General features: G+C 74.5%; 19 protein-coding genes and 3 pseudogenes. 14 read left to right on the forward strand and 8 right to left on the reverse strand.

Features of this window, described 5'->3' with window-relative positions; genetic code table 11:
• Positions 1-88: 88 nt before the first annotated feature.
• Positions 89-943 carry a peptidoglycan-binding protein gene (locus G7075_RS00460; protein WP_166117878.1) on the forward strand — a complete coding sequence of 285 codons (855 nt, stop codon included), beginning with the start codon at positions 89-91 and terminating at the stop codon, positions 941-943.
• Positions 944-1,191: 248 nt separating this feature from the next.
• Here G7075_RS00460 and G7075_RS00465 read toward each other — a convergent pair whose 3' ends face one another.
• Entirely contained in the window at positions 1,192-1,521 is a 330-nt protein-coding gene (locus G7075_RS00465) for a hypothetical protein (RefSeq protein ID WP_240917786.1), read from the reverse strand.
• Between the two features lie 177 nt (positions 1,522-1,698).
• On the opposite strand from G7075_RS00465, the gene G7075_RS00470 reads away from it, so the two are divergent.
• The 3 genes from G7075_RS00470 to G7075_RS00480 all read left to right on the forward strand — a co-directional run bounded on the left by G7075_RS00470 (position 1,699) and on the right by G7075_RS00480 (position 3,519).
• Entirely contained in the window at positions 1,699-2,301 is a 603-nt protein-coding gene (locus G7075_RS00470; protein WP_256378081.1) for an alpha/beta fold hydrolase, read from the forward strand.
• Positions 2,302-2,422: 121 nt separating this feature from the next.
• Complete coding sequence (locus G7075_RS00475; protein WP_166117880.1) at positions 2,423-2,725, forward strand: putative quinol monooxygenase; 303 nt, start codon at positions 2,423-2,425, stop codon at positions 2,723-2,725.
• Between the two features lie 41 nt (positions 2,726-2,766).
• On the forward strand, positions 2,767-3,519 hold the full coding sequence (locus G7075_RS00480) for an AraC family transcriptional regulator (RefSeq protein ID WP_166117881.1): 753 nt from the start codon (positions 2,767-2,769) through the stop codon (positions 3,517-3,519).
• Positions 3,520-3,556: 37 nt separating this feature from the next.
• Here G7075_RS00480 and rarD read toward each other — a convergent pair whose 3' ends face one another.
• From rarD to G7075_RS00495, 3 genes and pseudogenes are all read right to left on the reverse strand, one after another.
• The gene (gene rarD, locus G7075_RS00485; RefSeq protein ID WP_240917788.1) at positions 3,557-4,543 is read right to left on the reverse strand and encodes an EamA family transporter RarD; all 987 of its coding nucleotides are present in this window, start codon (positions 4,541-4,543) and stop codon (positions 3,557-3,559) included.
• Positions 4,540-5,616, reverse strand: coding sequence for a 2-oxoacid:ferredoxin oxidoreductase subunit beta (locus G7075_RS00490; protein WP_166124148.1), 1,077 nt, complete (start codon positions 5,614-5,616; stop codon positions 4,540-4,542). Before G7075_RS00490 ends, rarD begins: the two co-directional genes overlap by 4 nt.
• A gap of 17 nt (positions 5,617-5,633) precedes the next feature.
• Positions 5,634-7,498: pseudogene (locus G7075_RS00495) on the reverse strand (2-oxoacid:acceptor oxidoreductase subunit alpha).
• A 175-nt stretch (positions 7,499-7,673) separates the two neighbouring features.
• Between G7075_RS00495 and ndhC the strand changes: the two are divergent.
• From ndhC to G7075_RS20525, 8 genes and pseudogenes are all read left to right on the forward strand, one after another.
• Positions 7,674-8,039, forward strand: a complete 366-nt coding sequence (gene ndhC, locus G7075_RS00500; RefSeq protein WP_166117882.1) for an NADH-quinone oxidoreductase subunit A — start codon at positions 7,674-7,676, stop codon at positions 8,037-8,039.
• 14 nt (positions 8,040-8,053) lie between these two features.
• A complete protein-coding gene (locus G7075_RS00505; protein WP_166124149.1) occupies positions 8,054-8,617 on the forward strand; it encodes an NADH-quinone oxidoreductase subunit B in 564 nt (187 codons plus the stop codon).
• Positions 8,614-8,973 (forward strand): DUF2568 domain-containing protein, encoded by a 360-nt coding sequence (locus tag G7075_RS00510; protein ID WP_166117883.1) that lies wholly within the window; start codon positions 8,614-8,616, stop codon positions 8,971-8,973. Before G7075_RS00505 ends, G7075_RS00510 begins: the two co-directional genes overlap by 4 nt.
• A 102-nt stretch (positions 8,974-9,075) precedes the next feature.
• Positions 9,076-11,142, forward strand: coding sequence for a PhoX family phosphatase (locus G7075_RS00515; protein WP_166117884.1), 2,067 nt, complete (start codon positions 9,076-9,078; stop codon positions 11,140-11,142).
• A gap of 222 nt (positions 11,143-11,364) precedes the next feature.
• The gene (locus tag G7075_RS00520) at positions 11,365-17,499 is read left to right on the forward strand and encodes an Ig-like domain-containing protein (protein ID WP_166117885.1); all 6,135 of its coding nucleotides are present in this window, start codon (positions 11,365-11,367) and stop codon (positions 17,497-17,499) included.
• A gap of 64 nt (positions 17,500-17,563) precedes the next feature.
• A complete protein-coding gene (locus G7075_RS00525) occupies positions 17,564-18,550 on the forward strand; it encodes a MoxR family ATPase (RefSeq protein WP_166117886.1) in 987 nt (328 codons plus the stop codon).
• A gap of 595 nt (positions 18,551-19,145) precedes the next feature.
• A pseudogene (locus G7075_RS22325) lies at positions 19,146-19,355 on the forward strand (DUF58 domain-containing protein); the annotation flags it as partial.
• A 1,677-nt stretch (positions 19,356-21,032) separates the two neighbouring features.
• A complete protein-coding gene (locus G7075_RS20525; protein WP_371814264.1) occupies positions 21,033-22,172 on the forward strand; it encodes a transglutaminase-like domain-containing protein in 1,140 nt (379 codons plus the stop codon).
• 1 nt (position 22,173) lies between these two features.
• On the opposite strand, the gene G7075_RS00535 is transcribed toward G7075_RS20525, so the two are convergent.
• The 4 genes from G7075_RS00535 to G7075_RS00550 are packed head-to-tail and all read right to left on the reverse strand — an operon-like array spanning position 22,174 to position 23,484.
• Positions 22,174-22,500 (reverse strand): hypothetical protein, encoded by a 327-nt coding sequence (locus tag G7075_RS00535; RefSeq protein ID WP_166117888.1) that lies wholly within the window; start codon positions 22,498-22,500, stop codon positions 22,174-22,176.
• Positions 22,497-22,763: a hypothetical protein gene (locus tag G7075_RS00540; RefSeq protein ID WP_166117889.1), complete on the reverse strand. Its 267-nt coding sequence runs from the start codon at positions 22,761-22,763 to the stop codon at positions 22,497-22,499. Before G7075_RS00540 ends, G7075_RS00535 begins: the two co-directional genes overlap by 4 nt.
• 11 nt (positions 22,764-22,774) lie before the next feature.
• Positions 22,775-23,275: a M15 family metallopeptidase gene (locus tag G7075_RS00545; RefSeq protein ID WP_166117890.1), complete on the reverse strand. Its 501-nt coding sequence runs from the start codon at positions 23,273-23,275 to the stop codon at positions 22,775-22,777.
• Positions 23,272-23,484 (reverse strand): hypothetical protein, encoded by a 213-nt coding sequence (locus G7075_RS00550; protein ID WP_166117891.1) that lies wholly within the window; start codon positions 23,482-23,484, stop codon positions 23,272-23,274. The genes G7075_RS00545 and G7075_RS00550 overlap by 4 nt, the downstream gene beginning before the upstream one ends.
• Before the next feature lie 87 nt (positions 23,485-23,571).
• Between G7075_RS00550 and G7075_RS00555 the strand changes: the two are divergent.
• Together G7075_RS00555 and G7075_RS00560 are read left to right on the forward strand one after the other, a co-directional pair.
• Positions 23,572-24,260: pseudogene (locus G7075_RS00555) on the forward strand (response regulator transcription factor).
• Positions 24,261-24,274: 14 nt separating this feature from the next.
• Positions 24,275-25,342 (forward strand): HAMP domain-containing sensor histidine kinase, encoded by a 1,068-nt coding sequence (locus G7075_RS00560; protein WP_305849796.1) that lies wholly within the window; start codon positions 24,275-24,277, stop codon positions 25,340-25,342.
• The last annotated feature ends 15 nt before the right edge of the window (positions 25,343-25,357 follow it).

Here is a 25,357-nt window from a genome sequence, read left to right on the forward strand (position 1 = left end):
TGTGGCAGCGGGTCTGGTCATGCGGTCGCCGACGTTGGTGTCATGCCACGTGCGTGCAGGGGCGCACCACTCATGAGAGGACACCGAAATGAACACTCGCACACGCACCATCAGGGCCGTCGGGGTCACTGCCGCGGCCGCCTGCTTCGCCATCGGGATGAGCAACGGCATGGCACGGGCCGCGACCCCCACGATCGACATGGCCCGGGTCCTGGTTGCGGCGCAGATCGAGCCGGACTGCGGCCAGACCGCGGCCCTGTCTGACAACGCGTCCACCATCCCGGTGCAGCAGGCCCTGGCGGCCAAGGGCATCGCCACCACCGCCGACGGGTGGTACGGCAACGGGACGACGTCGTCGTACGCCGCGTGGCAGCGCAGGCTGGGCTACTCCGGGATCGACGCCAACGGCCTCCCCGGGCTGTCGTCCCTCACCAGCCTCGGCAGCGGTCGGTTCACCCTGGCGCACAAGGTGAACATCGGCAGCCGCACCGACAGCTACGGCGGCAAGCGCGTCAACACCCGCACCAGGCTGATGCTGCAGGCCGCCGACAACCTGCTGCCCCGCTGGAACTTCAGCCTCGTGCAGGGCAGCTACAACCCCGGTGGCGTCGGGGCGTCCGCCGGCACCCACGACGGTGGCGGTGTGGTCGACGTCAGCGTGGCCGGGCTCTCCTCGACCCAGATGTGGGAGGAGGTCCGCGCCCTACGCACGGTGGGGTTCGCGGCCTGGCTGCGCACCCCGGCGCAGAACTTCGACTACCACATCCACGCGGTGGCCATCGCCGACCCTGACATCTGGCAGCAGGATGGCGGGCACGTCGCCCGCGACCAGGTCTGTTCCTTCTGGAGGGGACACAACGGCCTGGCCGGTGACGGCCTGGACAACACGCCCTCGGCCTACCGTGTCTCGTTCACGTGGTGGGAGAAGTACAAGGGCATCTGAGGATCACCCCAAGGCCCCACACCAGCGCGGTGTGGGGCGTTGGGGCGGACTCACCGACCTGGTCCTGTACGCAGCGCCGGAGGCCGCCATGGCGCGCTCGAAGTCGTCGGGACAGCACCGCCGACGATGGCTCGTGCGGTCTCGGGGCCGGCGCTCCCAGAAGGATCCGTTCGGAGGAGCATGGGGACGCCGCGGGACGTCGGTGACCGACGAGGTGGACCCGTGGTGGACTGGGTTGGGCCCGCACCTCACCGCGCCACGACTGAACCTGGCGGACCCGCGTCCGCGTCGTCAGGCGAGGCCGCGGTGGCCGGCCCATCTCCTCGCGGCGTGAGTGGCTGCAGCGTCGACGAGGGTGCGCAGCTCGGGGGAGTCGGGGAGGCGGAAGGACGTGTACGCCCCCGCCCGCCGGCGGTCGGCCGGCCGTAGGCCTTCGCAGCGAGGGCGCCGTCAGGGAGCATCCGGACGTTGAGCGTCGTCAGGAGGAACTCCTCGCCGCGCCGCTCGTCGGTCCACTGCAGGTGCTCGGGCACCGTCACGTTGATGGCCATCGCGCTGACCTCGACCTCGCCGTCCATCGGGCCATCCTGCACCGCCTGCGTCCTCGTCCGCCCGTGGCGGACAGGCTTGCCGGACACGGGCACATACCGCAGGGTCGGGGTGTGGAGAGCGTGGAGCGGGTCGACGTCGGTGGGGGAGTGCACCTCTCCCGAAGGGTCCGGGCACCGCGGGAGCGGGTGGTTGCGCCCCCCGTGGTGCTCCTGCCGGGTACCGGCATGACCGCCCGCGACTGGGACATCGTCGCCGCCGAGCTGGCCGAGGACCGCACCACCCATGCCGTCGACCTGCGCGGCCACGGGGGCAGCGACCATCCCGGCCGCTACTCGATCGCGCTGATGGCGGCGGACGTCGTGGCGTTGCTCGACGCCCTCGAGGAGCCGAGCGTCGACCTCGTCGGCCACTCGCTCGGTGGGCTCGTCGCCTGCCGGGTGGCCGCCGAGCGTCCTGACCTGGTGCGCCGCCTCGTCCTGGAGGACATCGGTGTCCCACACCGGCGCCCGCCCGGGATGCCGGACCGACCACCGGGAGGGCTCGCCTTCGACTGGGCGGTCGTCGAGCAGGTGCGCCCCGAGATCGACGACCCCGACCCCGGATGGCCGGACGTGCTGCGCCGCGTCGTCGCACCCACCCTCGTCATCGGCGGGGGGTCGACCAGCCAGGTGCCACAGGAGCACGTCCGCGAGCTGGTGCAGACCCTGCCCGACGCACGCCTCGTGGTCATCGAGGCGGGCCACCTCGTGCACGCCACCGAGCCCGGCCGCTTCGTCGCGACGGTCCGGTCCTTCCTCGACGCCTGACGCCGTGCGGGCCGTCCGGTGCGAGCGCGAACGCGTCCGGTGCACGGAGGCGAGGACCGGGCGCGCGGGTCAGGCTGGTGGTCCCACCCCGACCGTCGCCCGAACGCACCTGGAGACCACCGTGTTCATCGCCATCCTCGACCTCGCCACGACCGGTGCCGACCGGCCCCGCGCCCTCGCCCAGCTCGAGGCGGAGCGGCCGATCGTGCGCTCGATGCCCGGCAACGTCGCGTTTCGCGTCTACGCCTCGCGCGAGGACGAGCGGACCGTGACGGTCGTGCACGAGTGGGCCGACGAGGCCTCCTTCGCCGGCTACCTCGCGTCGGAGGCCTTCGCCCGGTCCAACGCGGTGCTGCGCCCGCTCGTCGTCGACGGTCCGGTCAGCCGGCGCTTCCGCGCCGAGCTCGTCGAGTCGGTGGCCTGAGCGTCGGTGGCGTCCCTACCATCGGGGCCCATGGTGGTTCCGTGACCCGCGAGGCGTTCGCGTTCACCCGCTCCTTCGCGCCGACCGGTCCCGACGTCCTGGTCGTCGACCGGCACTACCTGTTGTGTGCGTCATCCGGGGCGCTGCGACTGGAGGCCGAGGGTCAGCGCTGGCTGCTGCCGCCGGCGCGTGCGGCCCTGCTCCGGGCCGGGTGCCCGGTCACCGTGTCGATCCCGCAGCCCGCCCGGACCGCCTCGGTGCTCTTCGACGTCGACTTCGTCCCGCCGCCACCGCGGGACCTCACCGTCCTCGACCTCGACCCGCTGGCCCGGGCGCTGCTCGCCGAGTGCAGCGGGTGGCCGGAGTCGGACGACCCGCTGCCGCCCTACCCGCGCACGATGTTCGCCGCCCTGGCGGCCGTCGCCTGGCGGCTGGCCGAGCGGCCCAGCCCCGTCGTGGCGCCGGCCGGGCGCTCCGCCGAGGTGCGGGCCGCGCTCGCCCTGACCGAGGAGCGGCTGGGCGAGCAGGTCCGCCTCGAGGACGTCGCGCGCGCGGTCGGCCTTGTGCCGCGGTCGCTGGCCCGCCGGTTCGAGGGCGAGGTCGGGATGACCTGGCGCGCGGTGCTCCGCCGGATGCGGGTGCTGCGCGCCGTCGAGCTGCTCGCCGCCGACGACGCCCCGGTGACCACCGTCGCGCACCGCGTCGGCTACGGCTCGCTCTCGGCCTTCAACGCCGCGTTCCGCGAGCTGACCGGTTCGACCCCGTCGGACTACCGCGCCACGTTCGGTCGGTGAGCCCTCGCGACGACGATCCGGACCCGCAGCGAGGCACTCAGACGGTGGGCTCGGGGCACTCCGGGTCGCGGGCGGCGGCCGCGGCCCGACGCGACGAACGCGCTGCCGTCAACGAGTCGTAGGACAGCACGACGAGCGCGACCCAGACGATGCCGAACCCCACCCACAGTCGCCCGGAGACGTGCTCGCCGAGCAGCGTCACGCCGACGACGAGCTGGAGCATCGGCGTGATGAACTGGATGAGCCCGACCGTCACCAGAGGAATGCGGCGGGCCGCAGCAGCGAACAGCAGCAACGGGATTGCCGTCACGACACCCGACATCACGAGCAACGTCGTGTGCCACCCGCCGTGCCCGGCGAAGGTGATCTCGTTCCGCGCGGCCAGCACGAAGAGGACGACGACGGCCACCGGCGCCAGCACCGTCGTCTCGGCGGCCAGCGAGTGCATCGCCTCGAGCGAGGCCCCGACCTTCTTCTTGACCAGCCCGTACAGCCCGAACGAGAAGGCCAGCGCCAGAGGGATGACCGGCACGACGCCGCCCGCGATCGCCAGCCACAGCGAGGCCAGCACCCCGATGCCCACGGCTGCCCACTGCAGCGGTCGCAGCCGCTCGCGCAGCACGAACACCCCGAGCGCCACCGTGACGATCGGGTTGAGGAAGTACCCCAGCGCCGCCTCGTAGGTGCGCCCGGTGAGCACGGCCAGCACGTAGATGACCCAGTTGGCGGCGATGAGCAGCCCGGCCAGCGTGATGCCGGCGACGAGCTTCGGCCGCGACACGAACCCGCGGATCCAGCCCAGGTCGCGCCGGACCAGCAGCACCAGCGCGCAGACAGCGAGGGTCCAGAGGATCCGGTGGGCGAGGATCTCGAACGCCCCGGACGGCTCGAGCGCCGCGAAGTACAGCGGGAAGAGCCCCCAGATGCCGTAGGCGAGGAACCCGTACCCGGTGCCCCGCCGGACCTCGGCAGCAGCCAGCTCGGACTCGGAGGGCTCGGAGGCCGACGCAGCCTCCGAGGTCACCCCACGGTCCAGGTGTCGCGCCCGCGCAGCAGCTCGGCCAGGTCGTCGTCGCCCGCAGGCCCGCCCGCGGCATCCACCGCACCGGTCACCTGCGCGCGCACGAGGTCGTCGTACGTCGGCCGCGAGACCTGCCGGAAGATGCCCATCGGCACGTGCGTCATCTCGGGGGTGTCGAGCCGCGAGAGCTGGAAGGCCTGCGACGGGTCGTCGAGCGCCGGGTCGTGGACGACGACCGCGCCCTTCTCACCGGTCTCGGCCTGCGCCTCGGACACGAACTTCATGACCCCGGAGCCCTGGCGCACGAGCACCTTGCGGTCGTCCTCGGCCCCGACGGTGATGGCCTCGCCGGCGCGCATCCGGACGATGCGGGCCTCCTGCTGCGAGCGGTCCTTGAGCACCTCGAACGCGCCGTCGTTGAAGATCGGGCAGTTCTGGTAGATCTCGACCAGGGCCGTACCCCGGTGCTGCGCAGCGGCCTTGAGGATGGTCGTCAGCTCGGCGCGGTCGGACTCCATCGCGCGCGCGACGAACGTGGCCTCGGCCCCGAGCGCCAGCGACACCGGGTTGAACGGCGAGTCGACGGACCCGAGCGGGCTCGACTTCGTCACCTGCCCGACCCGCGACGTCGGCGAGTACTGGCCCTTGGTCAGCCCGTAGATCTGGTTGTTGAACAACAGGATCGTCATGTTGACGTTGCGGCGCAGCGCGTGGATCAGGTGGTTGCCGCCGATCGACAGCGCATCACCGTCACCGGTGACGACCCACACCGACAGGTCGGGCCGCGACGTCGCGAGACCGGTGGCGATGGCCGGCGCGCGGCCGTGGATCGAGTGCATCCCGTAGGTGTCGAGGTAGTACGGGAAGCGCGACGAGCAGCCGATGCCCGAGACGAAGACGATGTTCTCGCGCTTCAGCCCGAGCTCGGGCAGGAAGGACTGGACCGCGGCGAGGATGACGTAGTCGCCGCAGCCGGGGCACCAGCGCACCTCCTGGTCCGAGGTGAAGTCGCGCTTGGTCTGCTTCGCGGCGCCGTCGGGCAGGTGCGGCACGTGCTGGAGCCCGCTGACGGGCATCCCCAGGTCGGTGGTGGTCACCGGACCTCCTCGAGGGTGGACGAGATGACGTCGGCGAGCTCGACCGTGGTGAACGGGAGCCCGCGGACCGAGCTGTACGTGCGGACGTCGACGAGGAACGTGCCGCGCAGCAACAGTGCCAGCTGCCCGGTGTTCATCTCCGGGACGACGACGCGGTCGTACCGTCGCAGGACCTCGCCGAGGTTCGCGGGGAACGGGCTGAGGTGGCGCAGGTGCGCGCGGGCGACCGCGGCCCCGGTGTTGCGCACCACCCGGGTCGCCGCGGCGATCGGGCCGTAGGTCGAGCCCCAGCCGAGGACGAGCACGCGGGCGTCGCCCGACGGGTCAGCGACCTCGAGGTCGGGCACCGACACCCCGTCGACCTTGGCCTGGCGCAGCCGCACCATCCGGTCGTGGTTGTCGGGGTCGTAGCTGATGTCGCCGGTGACGTCGGCCTTCTCGATGCCGCCGATGCGGTGCTCGAGCCCGGCGGTGCCCGGCACGGCCCACGGACGGGCGAGGGTGTCGGGGTCGCGCAGGTAGGGCCGGAAGACCGGCTCGCCCTGGTCGTCGGTGGCGTTCGGTGCGGACGCCAGCTCGACGGGAGCACCCGGCAGCTCGTCGACGCCCGGCACCGACCACGGCTCGGACCCGTTCGCGAGGTAGCCGTCGGAGAGCAGGACGACCGGCGTGCGGTAGGTCGTCGCGATGCGGACGGCCTCCATCGCGGCGTCGAAGCAGTCGGCGGGCGTCTGGGCGGCGATGACCGGCACGGGCGACTCACCGTTGCGGCCGAACATCACCTGGAGCAGGTCGGCCTGCTCGGTCTTGGTCGGCAGCCCGGTGGACGGCCCACCGCGCTGGATGTCGACGACGACCAGCGGCAGCTCGAGCGACACGGCCAGCCCGATGGTCTCGGACTTCAGCGCGATGCCCGGGCCCGACGTCGTCGTGACCCCGATGGCGCCACCGTACGAGGCGCCGAGGGCGATGCCGATGCCGGCGATCTCGTCCTCGGCCTGGATGGTCGTCACGCCGTGCCGCTTCATCGACGACAGCGCGTGGAGGATGTCGGACGCCGGCGTGATGGGGTACGAGCCGAGCACGAGCGGCCGACCGGCCCGGTGCGACGCGGCCACGAGGCCCAGCGCCAGCGCCGTGTTGCCGGTGACGTTGCGGTAGGTGCCCGGGGCATCGGCGCGGGCTGGACGACGTACGTGGACGCGAAGTCCTCGGTGGTCTCGCCGTAGTTCCAGCCGGCCGTCAGGGCCGCGAGGTTGGCCGCGAGGATCTCGGGGTTGCCGCCGAACTTCTTCCGCAGGAACGCCTCGGTGCCGCTGGTCGGCCGGGTGTACATCCACGAGAGCAGGCCGAGGGCGAACATGTTCTTCGCCCGCTCCTTCTCCTTGCGGGTCAGCCCGGAGTACTCGGCCAGCGCCTCGACGGTGATGGACGTCAGCGCGACGGGGTGCACGTGCCACGACTCGAGCGAGCCGTCGTCGAGCGGGTTCTCGGCGTAGCCGACCTTGCCGAGGTTGCGCTTGGTGAACTCGTCGGTGTTGACGATGAGCGTGGCGCCGCGGGGCAGGTCGCGCAGGTTGGCCTTGAGGGCCGCGGGGTTCATCGCGACGAGGACGTCGGGGGCGTCGCCCGGCGTGAGGACGTCGTGGTCGGCGAAGTGCAGCTGGAAGCTGGAGACGCCGGGGAGGGTGCCCTGGGGTGCGCGGATCTCGGCCGGGAAGTTCGGCAGCGTGGACAGGTCGTTGCCCATCGCCGCGGTCTCGGAGGTGAACCGGTCACCCGTCAGCTGCATCCCGTCGCCGGAGTCACCGGCGAAACGGATGACGACGCGGTCGAGGGTCTGGACGGCCTTGCTGGTCAACGGTGGTCCCTGGGGTGTCGGGAGTGCTCTCGGAGGGGCCCAACACGCTCGTGGGCGCACCGCGAACCATCCTACGTCGCAGGTGAGGGTCGCCTCACTGCTATCCACGGTGCGACCCGACCGCCGGTCGCTGCGCCTCCGCAGGGGAGGGGCCGCCGGGCTAGGGTGACGTCCCATGGAGGGCTACCTCGCCGTCGCCGCGGTCGTCCTCGCGGGCGTGCTGCTGGTCGCCGCCGCGATGGTCGTCCGGCGCCTCGTCGCGCCGCGCGCCGCGGGGCCGGTCGGACGCACCACCTACGAGTCGGGCGTCGACCCCGTTGGCGCCGGCTGGGCGCAGTCACGGGTGCGCTACCTCTCCTTCGCCTTCCTCTACGTCGTCTTCGCCGTCGACGCCGTCTACCTCTTCCCGTGGGCGCTCGTCCTCCGGGACGCCGACCTCGGGGTCGCCTCGCTCGTCGAGGTCGTCGTCTTCGTCGGCATCGTCCTGCTCGGCCTGCTGCACGCCGGCCGCCGCGGCCTCCTGAACTGGGACCCACGGTGAGCGTCGACCTCCCGATGCCGCGCGTCGGCCCGCTCGGCGAGCACGCCCCGAAGCCGGTGCGCGTCGTCCTCAACTGGGGGCGCCGCTACAGCCTGTGGGTGTTCAACTTCGGGCTCGCCTGCTGCGCCATCGAGTTCATCGCCACCTCGATGGGCCGGCACGACTTCATCCGGCTCGGGGTCATCCCCTTCGCGCCCGGCCCCCGGCAGGCCGACCTCATGGTCGTGTCCGGCACGGTCACCGACAAGATGGCGCCCGCCATCCGCCGCCTCTACGACCAGATGCCCGAGCCGAAGTACGTCATCAGCTTCGGCGCGTGCTCGAACTCCGGTGGGCCGTACTGGGACTCGTACTCGGTGACCAAGGGTGTCGACCAGGTCATCCCCGTCGACGTCTACGTGCCCGGATGCCCCCCGCGGCCCGAGGCGCTGCTCCAGGGGATCATCCGGCTGCAGGAGAAGATCGCCGCCGAGCGGGTCAGCGGCGGGGCCATCGCCGCCCGCCGGGCCGGTCGCTTCGCCGGGCACCGGGCCGCCACGGCCGCCGACGTCACGCGCGGGCTGGTCACCAAGCCGTGACGACGCCCGCCCTCGCGCTCGTGGCCCTCGTGGCGTTCGTCACGGAGCTCGCCCTGTTCGGCGGGGTCGGGGCGCTCGCGCACCACGCCACCGGGGGAGGGGCGGCCGGCTGGGCCGCGGCCGTCGGGGCGACGCTGCTCGTGCTCGTCCTCTGGGGGCTGTTCATGGCTCCCAAGGCCCGGCTGCGGCTCGCGCCCGGTCCGCGGACGGCGGCCGCCATCGTCCTCGTGTACGGAGTGGCCTTCGGGTTGCTCGCCATCGGGCAGACCGGGTGGGCGTGGTTCGTCGGCATCGCCGGGCTGGTCGTCGTCGCGGCGCAGACCGTGCTGCACCGGCCGGCCGGCGAGACCTCCTGACCCGCGCCTGACCGGCCGGCCACCGGACCCTCGGGCAACCGTCATCCGGTGTTCAGGTCGACGTCGCCCGGTGGTCCGGGCACCGCTCCTAGCGTCCTGGCCATGACGACCGCCCCGGAGAACCGCCCCCTGCTCGCCCTCGCCGCCCACGCCCGCGGCAAGCGCAGCCCCGTCACCTGCCGCCTCAAGTGCGGCGACCAGTGCGCCCACGAGGCGCCGAACACCAGCGGCAACGAGTACTTCCGTGACGTCGCGGCCCGGGCCTTCAGCCGCCGCGGCGCCCTCGGTGCGGCCGGGGCGCTGGCCCTCGCGGTCGGCACCGCCGACGCGGCGGCCGCCGGCTCGGGGCACGGCCACGGCCCGGGTCACGGGCGGGGCCTGCGCTTCACGCCCATCGCCCCCGTGCCCGCGGCCACCGACGCCCTGACGGTGCCGGAGGGCTGGCGCTGGACGCCCGTCATCCGCTGGGGCGACCCCCTCTTCCGGCACAGCGAGGACTTCGACCCCGAGCACCAGAGCGAGCGCTCGCAGCTCGGCCAGCTCGGCTACAACTGCGACTACCTCGACGTCATCGAGCTGGACGGCGGCCGCGGCCGGCGCGCCCTGGCCGTGGTCAACCACGAGTACACGAACGAGGGCATCATGTTCCCGCCGTCGAGCGACCCCGAGGTCCTCGCCGAGCAGAAACGCATCGCGATGGCCGCGCACGGCCTGAGCGTCGTCGAGCTGCGCCGCAGCCGCGAGGGCGAGCCCTGGGAGTACGTGCGCGGCAGCCACTACAACCGCCGGGTCCACGTGCAGACGAGGTTCACCGTCTCCGGGCCCGCCGCCGGCCACCGGCTGCTGCGCACGAAGGACGACCCGGTGGGCCGCACCGTGCTCGGCACCCAGAACAACTGCTCCGGTGGCACGACCCCGTGGGGCACGGTGCTCTCGGGCGAGGAGAACTTCCACCAGTACTTCGTCGCCGCCGACACCCCGCAGAACAGGCGCTACGGCATCCCGACGACGGTCAGCGCCAGCGGCCGCAACTGGTGGACCGTCGACCCGCGCTTCGACGCCCGGCAGCCGGGCTACGAGAACGAGGTCAACCGGTTCGGCTGGGTCGTCGAGGTCGACCCGATGGAGCCCGACTCCACGCCCGTCAAGCACACCGCCCTCGGCCGCTTCAAGCACGAGAGCGCCAACGTCCGGGTGGTCCGCGACGGCCGGGTCGTCGCCTACTCCGGCGACGACGAGCGCTTCGAGTACGTCTACAAGTTCGTCTCCGAGAAGCGGATGGCCCGCGACAGCAGCCGGGCGGCGAGGGCGCACAACAAGACCCTCCTGGCCAGCGGCGACCTCTACGTCGCCCGGTTCACCGGCGACAGCCCGGCCGCCGAGATCGACGGCACCGGCACGCTCCCGTCCGACGAGCGCTTCGACGGCCGCGGCGAGTGGGTGCCGCTCGTGCGCAACGGGCGCTCGCGGGTGCCGGGGATGGACGTCGCCGAGGTGCTCGTGTTCACGCGCCTGGCCGCCGACAAGGTCGGCGCGACGAGGATGGACCGTCCCGAGGACGTCCAGCCCAACCCGGTGACCGGCAGGGTCTACGCGGCGCTGACCAACAACACCAACCGTGGGGTCGGCACGAACGCCCCGGCCGACGAGGCCAACCCTCGCGTGACCAACCGCGAGGGCCACGTGCTCGAGCTGACCGAGGACCGCGACGACCCGACGGCCACCCGGTTCTCCTGGAACCTCCTGCTGGTCTGCGGCGACCCGGACAGCGCCGGCACGTACTTCGGGGGCTACGACGGGCCGGTCTCGCCGATCTCCTGCCCCGACAACGTCGCCTTCGACTCCACCGGCGCGCTGTGGATCTCCACCGACGGCCAGCCGGGCACCCTCGGCCTGTGCGACGCCCTGCACCGGGTGACCCTCGAGGGCCGCGACCGCGGCCGGGTCGAGCAGTTCCTCGCCGTGCCGCGCGAGGCCGAGACCTGCGGCCCGGTCGTGCACGACCGCGACGGCGCGGGGTCGGTGTTCGTCTGCGTGCAGCACCCGGGGGAGGAGGGGTCCTGGGCCGACCAGCACTCCTACTTCCCCGACTACGTCGCACCGGGCTCGCTCGCGGACGGTCGCTGGGGCGGGCCCCGGCCGAGCATCGTGCAGGTCACCCGGGCCTGAGAGCCCGCTGACCGTCGGCTGACCGCTCGTCCGCAACACGCCCGGTCGGATTGCCCGAACCCGGCCACGGAGGAGCCGCCCGTCAACCACAATGGGTCCGGGGCGCGGCCGTGAACGCGCCCCGGACGGTCGGAAACCGGGTACATGAGCGAGGAGCGTGGGACGGCGCGGCGCGGCCACCAGGCACGCCGCGGTCCTCGGCGACCCCGCACGGGGACGGTCGTGGCCGTCGTGCTGGCCCTCGTCGCCGGCGGCTACGGCTACGCCGCCACCCGCAGCCCGGGCTACACGACCGACCACCTCGAGGCCAACGACGGCACCCTGTGGGTCACCAACGACCGCGGCGGCCTCTTCGGCCGGCTCAACGCGCCGGCCGCCCACCTCGACGCCGCCTTCGCGCCCGGCGACGACCGCAGCCCGACCTACCAGCTCGACGTCGTGCAGTCCGGGTCCTCGGTGCTCACCCGCGACCGCATCAGCGGCAAGGTCGCCCCGGTCGACGTGCGGGCCGGCACCCTCCTCACCGACCGCAGCGCCGAGATCCCGGCGGCGGCGCCGTTGGCGGTCGGCGGCGGCACGTCCGTGTTCGTCGACCCCGACTCCGGCGAGGTGCGGGCCTCCGCCTCCACCACCCCGACCGCCGTGGCGGTCGACGGCTTCACCGCCGACGCCGTGGGCCGTGTCCCCATCGCCCCCGACGTCACCGGCGACGCGCTGACCGCCGACGTCGCGGTCGACGACGACGGCACGGCGTACGCGGCGGGCTCCGGGGGCCGGCTGCTCACCCTGCGACCCACCGGCGACGGGCGGTTCAGCCTGGAGTCGCGCTCGCTCGGCGGGGCGCTGCAGGACGCCCACGTCGTCCTCACCGCGTCCGGGCCGGTCGTCCTCGACACCGTCGCCGGCGTCATCGCCCGCCCGGACGGCACGCGCACCTCGCTCACCGGGGGCACGCTCACCGACGGGGTGCCCGAGGAGGGCGAGGCCGACGGCGCCGTGCTCGTCGCCACGCCGCGCTCGCTGCTCTCGGTCGACCTCACGTCCGGTGCCGTGCGCACCCTCGTCACCGGCGGCACCGGCCCGGCCGCGGCCCCCGTCGTCCTCGACGGCTGCACCTACGCCGCGTGGTCGGGCAGCCCCGGACGGGTCGTCAAGGCCTGCGGTGGAGGCCCCTTCGCCGACGTCGTGCTCAAGCAGGCCACCAACCTGCTCTCCCCGCACCTGCGCCTCAACCACCGCTCGGTCGCGCTCAACGACAGCGCGAACGGCGGCGTGTGGTCGCTCGACACCGGCAACCGCCTCGACAACTGGGCCGCGGTCGCGCCGCCGTCGTCGCAGTCGCCGCCCAAGGACCCCGACCAGTCGACCACCGTCGACCGCAGCTCGAAGCCGCCCCAGGCGCGCGACGACACCGTGGGCGCCCGGCCGGGGCGCACCAGCATCCTCCACGTCCTCGACAACGACGCGAACCCGTCCGGCAGCGTCCTGTCGATCACGCGCGTCTCGGGCCTGCCCACGTCGGCGGGCACGGTGGCGATCTCGCCGGACGGGCAGGCCGTGCAGCTGAACCTCGAGCCGACCGCGCGCTCGACGAGCTTCCAGTACGTCATCGACGACGGCCGCGGCAACAGCTCGTCGGCCGCGGTCACCGTCCAGGTCCGCCAGCCGTCCGAGAACGGCGCCCCCGCGCTGCGGCCGAACTTCGTGCCGGGCGTCACGACGGTCGTCAACCGCGGGTCGGTGAGCCTCCCGGTCGTCGGCGACTGGCGCGACCCCGACTCCGACCCCGTCGCGGTCACCGCGGCCAAGGACGGTGACACCCCGGTCGGGCTGACCAGCGACGGACGGCTGCGCTACACCGCCCCGGCCGAGGCCGGCCCGCGCATCATCGAGTACACGGTCTCCGACGGGACGGCCTCGAGCACCGGACGGCAGTCCATCGACGTCCTCGGCCCGGATGCCGTGACGCCGACGGCCGCCACGCCGCTGCCCGACGTCGGCCGCGGCCAGGTCGGCAAGCCGATCGTGCTGCGTCCGCTCGACAACGACATCGCTGGCGCCGACCCCACGACGCCGTCGGCGAGCCTGCAGCTGGCCGGTGCGGTCACCGCTCCGGACGGCACGACCGTCGACACCAGCCTCGAGTCCGGCACCGTGGCGGTCACCGCGGGCGCCCCCGGCACCTACCTGCTCGCGTACACCGTCCGCTACGGCGACGCCCCGCTGGCGCGCGGGGCCATCCGGGTCGACGTGCGCGCCGCGACCGAGCGGCCGGGCGCGATCACCGCGATGCCCGACCAGGCCGTCGTGCGCGGCCAGACCGCGACGATCGTCGACGTCCTCGCCAACGACGTCGACCCCGCCGGCGGGCTGCTCGTCGTGCAGGGCACCCAGACCGACTCGTCCGACGCCGTCGAGGTGGCGGTGCTGCGCGGGCGCTGGCTGCGCATCGCGGCGACGCGGCCGTCGCTGCGGCCCAACCCGGTGCTCGTGCACTACACGGTGACCAACGGCGAGGGACGCACCGCCACCGGCGACGTGTCGGTGCTGCAGCTGCCCGAGCCGGCCGACGACACCCCCATCGCCGTCGACGACACCGCCACGGTGCGTTCCGGCGACCACGTGTCGATCTCGGTGCTGGACAACGACATCGACCCCAGTGGTGCCACCCTGCGCCTCTCGCCGCGCGTCGAGGGCGCCCCGCGCGCAGGCACCCTGCCGGTCGGCGGACCCAACGGCGGGCCGACCACCGACCAGGTCGGGGCGGCCTACGTCGCCGGCACGGTCGTGCGCTTCCAGGCCCCGGAGGTGACGACCCAGCGCACGGTGGCCATCACCTACGTCGTCGAGTCCGCTTCCGGCGCAAGGGCCTCCGGGCTGGCACGGGTCACCATCGTCCCGCCCCCGTCGGCGGTCCTGCCCAACCGCGCGCCGGCGCCGCCGACCCTCGAGGGGCGGGTCGTCGCCGGCGACACCATCACGGTGGCGGTCGCCGACTCCGGGTCCGACCCCGACGGCGACTCGACCACCCTCGCCGGACTGGCCTCGGCCCCGAGCCTCGGGCGCGTCCTCGCCGTCACGCCCTCCTCGATCACCTACCAGGCGTACCCGACGACCGGGGGCACCGACGACTTCACCTACCTCCTCGGCGACCGCTACGGGAACATCGGCACCGGCACGGTGCGCATCGCCGTCGCGCCGCCCGGCGACCCGCAGCCGGTCGTGGCCGTCGACGACGAGGTCACCGTCGCACCCGGGGCGACCGTGGTCGTCGACCCGCTCGCCAACGACATCCAGCCGATCGGGGAGCGGGCCACCATCGCACCGCTCGAGGAGCTCAACCCGAGCCTCGGCGGGCGGGCCTCCCTCGACCCGACGACCGGGCGCGTCACCGTCACCGCTCCGCCGGCCGCGCAGCCGCTCAGCCTGCGCTACTCCATCGTCGGCGCGAGCGGCCAGCCCTCGGTCGCCACCATCCGCGTCCGGGGTCGCGACGGGGTCAACCTCCCGCCCGTCCCGCGCAACGCCCTCGCCCAGCCGGCGCCGGGTGCCACGACGGTCGACGTCGACCTGCTCGCCGGTGCCGTCGACCCCGACTCGCCCGGCGGCCCCATCCAGGTGACGCGGGTGTTCAACGCCTCGGGGGCGCGGATCCAGGACGGCACCGTGACCCTGCCGGTCACCGACACCCCGCAGGTGCTGTCCTTCGAGATCACCGACGCGGGGGGTGCCGCGGCCCTCGGCCTGGTCCACGTGCCGGCGGGTGGCTCGGGGGCGCCGAGCGTGCGCGACGACGCCCTCGTGCGCGTCGACCGCAACGGCAGCGCGACGGTCAACCTCGACGACGTCGTCGTCGACCCCGCCGGCCGCCAGCTGACCCTCACCACCGACGACCGGCTCGCGGCCTCGCCGTCCGGCAAGCTGCGGGTCGAGGCCGAGAGCGCCTCGCAGCTGCGGGTCACGGCGCTCGCGGGCTACGTCGGGCCGGCCGCCGTCTCCTTCGAGGTCTCGACCTCCGCGCGGGCCGACGACCCCAGGGCCCGACGGGCGTTCCTCACCGTGCCGGTGCAGGTCGGGCCGGAGACCCCGGTGCTGCGCTGCCCGCCGACCGCCGTCGACGTCGTCGTCGGTGGCTCGTCGCGGCCGCTGGCCATCCCGCAGCTGTGCCACGTCTGGACCGCGCGGCCCGAGACCCTCGCCGAGCTGCGGTTCACCGGGAAGCTCGAGCAGGCGGTCGCCGGGCTGAGCGTCTCCAACCGCGACGACAGCACGCTCGTCGTCGCCGCCGGACCGGCCGCGGTCCCCGGCTCGACGGCCCGGATGCTCGTCACGGCCGAGGGCACCGAGGCGGTGCCGGCCGTCATCACCGTGCGGGTCGCCCCGGCCCAGCCGCCGACGATGGCGCCCGTGGTCGTGTCCGGGGTGCGGGCCGGCACGACCGCGACGGTCAACCTGAGGGGCTACCTGCGCTCCCAGCTCGGCGACCCGGCCTTCTCGATCGTCGGCGACCCCGAGCGCACCTCCGGGTCGGCGGCGTCGGTCACCCGCGAGGGCCCGACGACGCTGTCGGTGACGCCGGCCGCCAACGCGCGCGGACGGATCACCTTCCGCGTCACCATCACCGACGTCGACTCGACGACCCGTCGCGACCGGCAGGGCACCGGCACGCTGAGCATCGACGTCCTCGGGGTCCCCGACGCCCCGAGTGCCCCGACCCAGACCGGCCCGACCCTCAGCCAGTCGGCCCGCATGACCTGGCGCGCGCCCAACGACAACGGCCTGCCCATCGAGGCCTACGAGGTGCGCTGGGAGAACGGTGGCACGCAGCTCTGCGACGCCTCGCCCTGCCTCGTCACCGGCCTCGCCAACGCCACCCCGCACCGCTTCACCGTCCGGGCCCGCAACGCCGTCGGATGGGGCCCGCCGAGCGCCGCCTCCGCCCCGGTGACCCCCGACGAGGTGCCCGGCGCCCCGGTCGACCCCCGGGTCGTCGACCCCGCGAACCGCACCGTCACCGTCACCTGGGGGCCGGCGCCCACGCAGGGCTCGGCCGTCGACCGCTACCTCGTCACCTGGCCGGGCGGGCGCCTCGAGACGAGCACGACCTCGGTGTCGCCCACCGGCCTCGACAACACGCTGCCGACCCCGTTCACCATCAAGGCGCACAACACCGCCGGCTGGGGTCCGGGGGTCACCGTCGAGGGCCAGTCGGCCGGCACCCCGGCGACCCCCGACGCGCCGCGCCTGGAGACCACCGAGGTCGCCGGCGGCGCGCGGCAGGCGGTCGTCGTCAGCTGGGGTTCGGTGTCCCCCAACGGTCCCGGCGACACCTCGTACACCGTCACGCGCAGCGGCCCGGGTGGCTCCACCCAGGTGTGCCGCACCACCTCCACCCGCTGCGACGCCGATGCGGTCGAGAACGACGGGTCCACCTACGAGTACCGCGTCGTCGCCTCCAACGCCTACTACGACTCCCCGCCGAGCGCCCCCACCTCGCTCGAGGCCATCGGCACACCGGGTGACTTCTCCGGCGTCTCCGCGACGGCCACCGGCGACGACCGCGCCGTCCGGCTGCGGTTCACGTCCCCGGCCGCCCGCGACGACTCCCCGCTGACCATCACCTGCCGGGTCAGCGGGACGGCGTGCCGCTCGTTCCAGCCGAACGGCACGGGCCCGCAGGCCTTCGACGAGGTCGTCACGGTGCCCGCGAACGGCTCCGCGTACACGCTGACGCTCACCGCGACGAACAGCGGCGGCAAGAGCTCGAGCACCTCCGTCACCTCCGACGTCGTCTACGGCCCGCTCGGGCCGGCGAGCGTCGACGTGGTCTCCACGGTGGGCCCGTGGGTCACGTTCACGGTCAGCGCCGAGCCCAACGGGCGCCCGGCCGACGTCTCGGTCGTCGTGTCCGGCGGGGTCGCCGGCGACGTCCGCGTCGACGACACGACCGGCGGCGGAAGCTTCACGCAGACCTACAAGCGCAAGGTCGGCTTCTCGCGGGACATCGGCCTCGCCGTCACGGTCACCCGGGGGAGCGACTCGGTGTCCGGGAACGGCAGCGCCCGCACCCGCGGCGGGTCGGTCACGGCGACGGGCGACCCGCTCCCCGACGGCTCGGTGCAGCTCACCCTGACCGCCGCCAACCTCACGGCGAGCACGACCCTCCAGTGCGTCGTCGACGAGCAGGGCTCGGGCGGCACGACGAGCGTCGGCCTCGACACCGACGCCGACGGCAACGGCACCCGCACCGTCCCCGAGTCGGAGTTCACGGCGACCTCCGGCCGGCGCTACACGATCACCTGCGACGACGGGCAGGCGCCCGAGACCCCCGTGCGACGGACGTGGGTCGCCCCATGACACCCCGGCCCGCTGACCCCAGCACCCCTCAGCCCCAGCACCCCGAACCGATGACGAGGACCCCATGAGCACCGAGCCCCTGGCCCACGCGGACGAGATCGCCTGGTTCGGCGAGACCTTCGCGACGATCGTCGACGCCGTGGGCGCCGCCCTCGTCGGGAAGGAGCGTGTCGTCCAGCTGAGCGTGGCCTGCCTCGCCGCCGGTGGGCACCTGCTGCTCGAGGACGTGCCCGGCACCGGCAAGACCAGCCTCGCCCGGTCGCTGGCCGGCGCGGTGCGCGGCAGCCACCAGCGCATCCAGTTCACCCCGGACCTGCTGCCCTCCGACGTCACCGGCGCCTCGATCTACGACCCGAAGGCGCAGGCCTTCGAGTTCCGCCGCGGGCCGGTGTTCGCGAACATCGTCCTCGCCGACGAGATCAACCGCGCGTCGCCGAAGACCCAGTCGGCGCTGCTCGAGGTGATGGAGGAGGGACGGGTCACCGTCGACGGCACGACGCACACCGTGCCGTCGCCGTTCATGGTCATCGCGACCCAGAACCCCATCGAGCAGGCCGGCACCTACCGGCTGCCCGAGGCCCAGCTCGACCGCTTCCTCATGAAGACGGCCATCGGCTACCCCGACCCCGAGGCCACCATCGGCGTCCTCTCCGGGATGGCGGTCCGCGACCGCGCCGCGTCGGTCACCCCGGTCATCGACGGCACCCAGGTGCTGCGGCTGCGCCAGGTCGCCCGCTCGGTGCACGTCTCGCGCCCGCTGCTCGAGTTCACCCAGACCCTCGCCGAGCGCTCCCGCGAGCACCGGCACCTGCGGCTCGGGCTGTCGGTGCGCGGGCTGCTCGGCTACGTGCACGCCGCGAAGGCCTGGGCCGCCGGGCAGGGGCGCAACTACGTCGTCCCGGACGACCTCAAGGAGCTCGCCGTCCCCGTCATGCAGCACCGCATGCTGCTCGACGCCGACGCCCAGTTCGACGGGGTGACGATGCTCGACGTCATCGACGAGCTGTTCGCCGCCATCCCGCTCCCCGCCGCCGTGGGCACCGACGCCTGAGCCCGCCATGACCTCCCTGCGCCACCTCCTCGACCTCCTCCGGGAGCGGTCCGTCGTGACCCGCACCGGCTGGGGCGCGGGTGTCGTCGGGGTGGTCTCGGCACTGCTCGGCTGGGTGCTGTCGTGGGACGAGGCACGCATCATCGGGCTGGGGCTCGTCGTCCTGCTCGTGCTCTCGGTGCTCATGTCGCTCGGCGGCTCGCGGGTCGACCTCGACCTCACGGTGCACCCCGGCCGGGTGCGCCCCGGGATGACCGCCGACGGGTCCCTGCTCGTGACCAACGGCCGCAGCCGCCGGGTCGCGCCGGCCGACCTCGAGGTGCCGGTCGACGGGCGCATCGAGGCCTTCCGGATGGCCTCGCTCGGCCCCGGCGTGCGCGTCGACTACCCGTTCGAGATCCCGACGAGCAAGCGCGGCGTGCTCGTCGTCGGGCCGGTGACCACGGTGCTCGGCGACCCCTTCGGGCTGGCCCGGCGCACGCTCAACACCTCGCGCACCGTCGAGCTCTTCGTGCACCCCGAGGTGGTGCGCCTGCCCTCGCTCGACGCCGGCCTCATCCGCGACCTCGAGGGCCGGCCCACCCAGGACCCGTCGATGTCCGACCTCGACTTCCACACCCTGCGCACCTACCTGCCCGGCGACGACCGGCGGCACGTGCACTGGCAGTCGTCGGCGCGGATGTCGGCGGCCGCCGGCACGACGACGCTGATGATGAAGGGCTACACCGACACCCGGCGCTCGCACCTCGGGGTGCTCTTCGACGCCCGGCTCGAGGGCTACGCCGACGAGGACACCTTCGAGGCCGGTGTCACCGCCGCCGCGTCGGTCGCCGTCCGGGCACTGCGCGACGAGATGGACGTCAGCGTCGTCGCCGGCTCGCACGCCGTCGACCGCGCCGGCGTGGCCCGCACCCTCGACGGCTTCTCGCGGGTCGAGCCCGATGACACCGACCTGCCGACCCTCGCCGCCCGGATGGCGGGGCTGGCGCCCGGCACGTCCATCGCCGTCGTCGTCACCGGCCCCGACACCCCGGTCGCCGAGGTCCAGCGGGCGTCGGGCCACCTCGGTCCGCACGTCCGCCTCTTCGTGCTGCGGATGGCCCCGGGGGAGCGGAGCAGCGCCTCGACCGTCCTCGGCATCACCTTCCTCACCGTCGGGTCGCTCGACGACCTCCCGCGCCTCGTCCGGGTGGTGGGGGCCAGTGAGCACCAGGACCGCCGAGCGCACCGTGGCCACGCCCGCGCCCTCCGGGGCCGCGGTGCTGGTTCCGTCGGACCTCCCCAGCGCCCCGATGACCCGCCGGGCGCGGGCCCTGGCCCGTCGCCGCCGCCACGCCGCCGCCGACGTCCTCGGGGTGCTCGTCCTGACCGCGACGGCCCTCAGCGCGTTCGCCGGCACCTTCGACGGCCCGTGGTGGGTCGTGACGAGCGCGGTGGGGCTGGTCGCCGGGGTGCTCCTGACCCTCGTCCTCGACCGCTTCCGCTTGCCGTGGTGGACCGCGGCCCCGGCCCTGGTCGTCGTCGCCGCCCTCCTCGCGCCGCCGCTGACCCTGCGCGGTACCGCCGCCGGGCCGTGGCCGACCCCCACCGCGTGGGCGACCCTCGCCGACACCTCCACCGACGGCTGGCGCCGGCTGCTCACCACCCTCCCGCCGGTCGACGGCGCCGGGCCGCTGGCGCTGCTGCCGTTCCTCCTCGCGCTCGTCGGCGGGTGCGCCGCCCTGATGGTCGCCCGTCGGACGTGGTCGCCCTACCTCCCCGTCCTCGTGCCCGCGCTCGTCGGCGTGGCGTCGGTCGCCCTCGGGGTCGTCGCCCCCGGCGGGGTCGTCGCCCGCGGTGCGGTGCTGCTGACCGCCGCGCTCGTCTGGGGCACCACGCGCTCGCGCCGCTCGGTCGTCGTCCACACGGCCCGCAACCTCGAGCGGATGGCCACCGCCGCCCTGCTGCTCGCGGTCGTCGGGGTCATCGTGCTCGGGGCCATCCCGTGGGTGGGCACCGCCCAGCGGCAGGTGCTGCGCGAGCACGTCGAGCCCCCGTTCGCCGCCACCGACCGCCCGAGCCCGCTCGCCGCCTTCCGCGCCTTCCGCCCGGTCGCCCTCGACCTCGCCGACCGGCAGCTGCTGCGGGTCACCGGGCTCCCGCAGGGGACGCTATTGCGGCTGGCCACCGTCGACAGCTACTCCGGCACCGTGTGGGCCGCGGGCAACGCGACGTCCACCTCGGCAGGCGGGTCCGGCAGCTTCCTGCGGGTCGGCGCCCGCATCCCCCGGGCCGACGGCGGCCGCGACGCGACGGCCACGGTGACCATCGGCGCGGCCTGGGCCGAGCGCCGCGAGCTGCGCATCTGGGTGCCGACGGTCGGCAGCGAGACGCGCATCGCCTTCGACGGGCCGCGGGCGCAGGACCGCGACGACGACCTGCGCTACAACCTCGACACCGGCGCGGCCGTCCTGCCCGAGGGCTGTCCACCGACGAGACGTACGTGCTCGACGAGCAGCTCGGGGCCCCCGACACCGGTGTCCCCGCGACGCCCCCCGTCGACCCGACCCTCGCCCAGCCGGTGGCCCGGCTCGTCGCCGCGAGCGTCGCCGGCGGGGGTGACCCGATGACCCAGCTGCGGTCGGTCGCGACCCGGTTGCGCACCATCGGGGCCTACAGCGACGGCGGCACCGGCGAGGAGACGATCCTCCCCGGGCACTCCTCCGGGCGGCTGGCCTCCTTCGTCTCCGAGGCCGAGCCGGCCGGCAACGACGAGCAGTTCGCGGCGACCCTCGCGCTGTCGGCGGCCTACCTCGGGATGCCGGCGCGGATCGTGCTCGGTGCGGTGCCCGCGAGCGACGGCGTCGTGCGCGGCAGCGACGTGCGGGCCTGGGTCGAGGTGCACGACGGCACCCGCTGGCAGCTCATCGCCCCGGACGAGTTCGTGCCCCCGCGCGACAAGGCGCCCAAGCCCCGGGCCGTGCTCGAGCAGGACCGCAGCCGAGCAGCCGCGGTGCCGCCCCCCACCGCGCAGCGCCCGCCGAGCAGCGAGGACGGCTTCACCCTCGACGAGTCGGCGAGCGGGCGCAGCCGCACCTCGGCCCCCGAGGTCAGCACGCCGCTGCCGCTGTGGGTCAGGGTCACGCTGGCCGGAGTCGCCGTGCCGGTGCTCGGCCTGCCCCTGTGGACCGGGCTGCTCGTGCTCGTCAAGGGGCTGCGCCGGCTGGTGCGCAGGCGGCGCGGTGCTCCGGCGGCGCGGGCCGCCGCGGCCTGGGACGACGTGCTCGACTCCCTGCGCGACGCCGGTTACGCGGTCTCGCGCCGGGACACGCGGCGCGAGGTGGCCAAGGTGGTCGGGGGAGCGGCGCTGCTCGACACCGCCCGGGCGGTCGACGGCGCGGTGTTCGGCCCGGCGGGTGCGAACGACGCGACGGCCGAGCGCACCTGGGCGCTCGCGGGTCGGGCCCGCCACGAGGTCGCCGAGGGCCGCTCGCGCCGGGAGCGGTGGCGGCGGGCCGTCTCGCTGACCTCCTTGCTGCCCGCGCGCCGGGCCACCGCCGGCCGGACGCCGTCGGGCATCCACGCCGCCCGGGTCGGTGACGCCTCGAGCGCGACCGCCCCCGAGACCGTCCTCGTCGGCTGACTCAGCCGCCGGGGACCGCGGGCAGAGGGATGCGTTCGTCGACGGCACCCGCCGCGGACCCGACGTCGTGCACGTGCAGGAGCCGCACGGGCGAGAGGGCGTAGAGCCCGGCGGCCAGCACCGCCACGACCGTCGCCGCCGAGCAGGCGCGTCGCACGAGAGTGGTCGCCCGGGCGCCCCCGGCGGCCCGGACGACGGCCAGTGCGGCGAGCCCCAGCAGACCGCCGGCCGTGTCGGACAGGACGTCGGTGACGTCCGAGCGGCCGACTCCCAGCACGAACTGGGCGACCTCGAGGGCCGCGCTCGCCGTGGCCACGACGAGGGTCACGACGGCCACGACGACGGCCGGTCGGGCCCGCACGAGCAGCCCGAGGTGGACCCGAAGGGCACGAACAGGGCCACGTTGGCGGCCACCTCGAGCCCGGTGCTCGGGCCGGAGGTGGCAGTCCTGACGAACGGCACGAGCTTGACGAACCGCTCGCTGCCGGTCCACGGCGGCTCGAGCTTCCACAGCACCGTCCAGACCAGGAGCAGGAGGTAGACCGCGAGCAGCACGAGGACGAGGGAGCGCCCCGGGGCCGGACGCGACACCTCCCGCGGCCTCATCGGGCCATCCGCGGGTCGTGGGTGGGGTCGGCGTACGGGGCGGGACAGCCGTCGCGCGCGGCGTCCTCGCGCAGCTCGACGTGCCACGGCTCGTTGGCGTACACGCGGCACAGGCCGTACTCCTCGCCGTGCCGGGCCAGCCAGGTCATCGCGTCGGCCGGGCCGACGTCGACGGCGTCCCCGCCGACGTGCGGCGAGGTGTCCGGGGTGGCGACCCAGCGGGCGGCCTCGGCCGCGGACCCGTACTGCGACACCGCGTCCGCGAGCAGGTGGGCCTGGTAGGCGCGCGACCGCCACCCGCTCTCCAGGCGGATGCGCACGCCGTCGTCGGCGGCGTCGGCGGTCGCGGCGCGCAGGGCCGCGCGCAGCTCGGGGTCGAGCCGGGCGACCCCCGGGTAGAGGGTGTCGCGGACGGTGGCCCCGTCCGGGAGCCGGCCGTCGGCCGTGCCGAGGGAGTGGGGGTGGTCGCCGGCGGCCCCCGGCGTCGAGGCCTTCACGGTCCTCGCGGGCTTCGTGGTGCGCGCCGGTCGCGCGGGGGCGGCCGGGGTGCGGCCTCGACCCGCGACGGCACGTCGGCCGAGGCACCGGGCGGGTCCGCGGCGGCCCCGGTGGCGATGCGGACCGCCGGCACGGCGGCGAGGAGCGCGAGGGTGAGGCCGACGACGACGCGGCGTCGTCCGCGGGTCCGCGCGGGGGTTCTGGACATGCCGGCCAGTCAAGGTCGGGCCGTGTTGCCGCGCCGTATGCACTTCCGGATACGCCGGCGATACACCGGCGTGCCTAGCATCGGGTCATGCGTGTGCTCGTCGTCGAGGACGAACCCCTCATGGCCGAGGCGATCCGGGACGGTCTGCGGCTCGAGGCCATCGCCGCCGACCTGGCACCCGACGGCGACACCGCCCTCGAGCTGCTCGACGTCCACACCTACGACATCGCCGTCCTCGACCGGGACGTCCCCGGCCCGTCCGGCGATGAGGTGGCGCGGCACATCGTCGCCTCCGGCAGCGGTCTGCCGATCCTCATGCTCACGGCCGCCGACCGGCTCGACGACAAGGCCTCCGGGTTCGAGCTCGGGCCGACGACTACCTCACCAAGCCGTTCGAGCTGCAGGAGCTCGTGCTGCGGCTGCGGGCCCTGCACCGTCGACGCGCCCACCACCGCCCGCCGGTGCTCGAGGTCGCCGGCCTGCGGCTCGACCCGTTCCGGCGGGAGGTCCACCGTGACGGGCGCTACGTCGCCCTGACCCGCAAGCAGTTCGCCGTTCTCGAGGTCCTCGTCACCGCGGGCGGCGGCGTGGTGAGCGCCGAGGAGCTGCTCGAGCGCGCTTGGGACGTCAACGCCGACCCGTTCACCAACGCCGTGCGCATCACGGTCTCGGCGTTGCGCAAGCGCCTCGGCCAGCCGGGGATCGTCGCGACGGTGCCGGGGGTCGGGTACCGCATCGAGGTCGCGGCCGCCGCTCCCGGGGGTGACGCCGGGTGACCAGGGAGCCCGGGATGAGCGTGCGGCTCAAGCTGACCCTCAGCTACGCGGGGTTCCTGCTGGCCGCCGGCGGGCTGCTGCTGGCGACCGTCTGGGTCTTCCTCCTGCGCTACGTCCCGGACCAGTCCGTCGCCGGGCCGGGGCCGTTCCAGCCGAGCCGCACCGACCTGCAGAACGCCTTCGTGCCGCGTGCCGGGCAGGCGATGGTCTTCCTGCTCGTCGTCGGCCTGGTCGGCGGGTGGTTCCTCGCGGGCCGGATGCTCTCGCCGCTGGCCCGGATCACCGACGCGACCCGCACCGCTGCCGCCGGGTCGCTCTCGCACCGCATCCGGATGGAGGGGCGCGACGACGAGTTCCGCGAGCTGGCCGACGCCTTCGACGGGATGCTCGGGCGCCTCGACGCGCACGTCGCCGAGCAGCAGCGGTTCGCCGCCAACGCCTCCCACGAGCTGCGCACCCCGCTGGCGATCACCCAGACCCTGCTCGACGTCGCGCGCCGCAACCCTGCGCACGACCACGACGAGCTCCTCGAGCGGCTGCTGCACGTCAACACGCGGGCCGTCGCACTCACCGAGGCGCTGCTGCTGCTCAGCCGGGCCGACCGGCGCTCGTTCACGCACGAGCCGGTCGACCTGTCGCTGTTCGCCGAGGACGCCGCCGAGACCCTGCTGCCGCTGGCCGAGGGGCGCGGGGTGGCCATCGAGGTGTCCGGCGACGCGGCACCGACCACGGGGTCGCCGGCGCTGCTCCAGCAGCTGACGACCAACCTCGTGCACAACGCGGTCGTCCACAACCTGCCCGACGGCGGCACGGTCTGGGTCACGACGCGGGCGGGCGACGAGGGCGTCGAGCTGAGCGTCGTGAACACCGGTGAGGCGCTGGGCACCTCGCTCGTCGCGATCCTCAAGGAGCCGTTCCTGCGCGGGTCGGCGCGCACGGGCGGCGACCAGGGCGTCGGGCTCGGACTGGCCATCGCCGAGAGCATCACCCGCGCGCACGACGGCGCACTGCTGCTGGCGCGCCGGGCCGAGGGAGGCCTCAGCGCGACCGTGCGGCTGCCCGCGGGTCGCTGGGGTCGGTAGCTCCGGCCGCCGGTC

The sequence above is a fragment of the Phycicoccus sp. HDW14 genome, from assembly GCF_011383005.1.
In the GTDB taxonomy this organism is placed as follows: domain Bacteria; phylum Actinomycetota; class Actinomycetes; order Actinomycetales; family Dermatophilaceae; genus Phycicoccus.

Excerpts from the sequence above, each read along its gene's own strand:
- ndhC (WP_166117882.1), top strand. The coding sequence starts at position 7,674 with ATGGAGGGCTACCTCGCCGTCGCCGCGGTCGTCCTCGCGGGCGTGCTG.
- G7075_RS00560 (WP_305849796.1), top strand. The coding sequence starts at position 24,275 with ATGAGCGTGCGGCTCAAGCTGACCCTCAGCTACGCGGGGTTCCTGCTG.
- G7075_RS00550 (WP_166117891.1), bottom strand. The coding sequence starts at position 23,484 with ATGTCCAGAACCCCCGCGCGGACCCGCGGACGACGCCGCGTCGTCGTC.
- G7075_RS00525 (WP_166117886.1), top strand. The coding sequence starts at position 17,564 with ATGAGCACCGAGCCCCTGGCCCACGCGGACGAGATCGCCTGGTTCGGC.
- G7075_RS00505 (WP_166124149.1), top strand. The coding sequence starts at position 8,054 with ATGCCGCGCGTCGGCCCGCTCGGCGAGCACGCCCCGAAGCCGGTGCGC.
- G7075_RS00490 (WP_166124148.1), bottom strand. The coding sequence starts at position 5,616 with ATGCCCGTCAGCGGGCTCCAGCACGTGCCGCACCTGCCCGACGGCGCC.
- G7075_RS00465 (WP_240917786.1), bottom strand. The coding sequence starts at position 1,521 with ATGGACGGCGAGGTCGAGGTCAGCGCGATGGCCATCAACGTGACGGTG.
- G7075_RS00460 (WP_166117878.1), top strand. The coding sequence starts at position 89 with ATGAACACTCGCACACGCACCATCAGGGCCGTCGGGGTCACTGCCGCG.
- G7075_RS00515 (WP_166117884.1), top strand. The coding sequence starts at position 9,076 with ATGACGACCGCCCCGGAGAACCGCCCCCTGCTCGCCCTCGCCGCCCAC.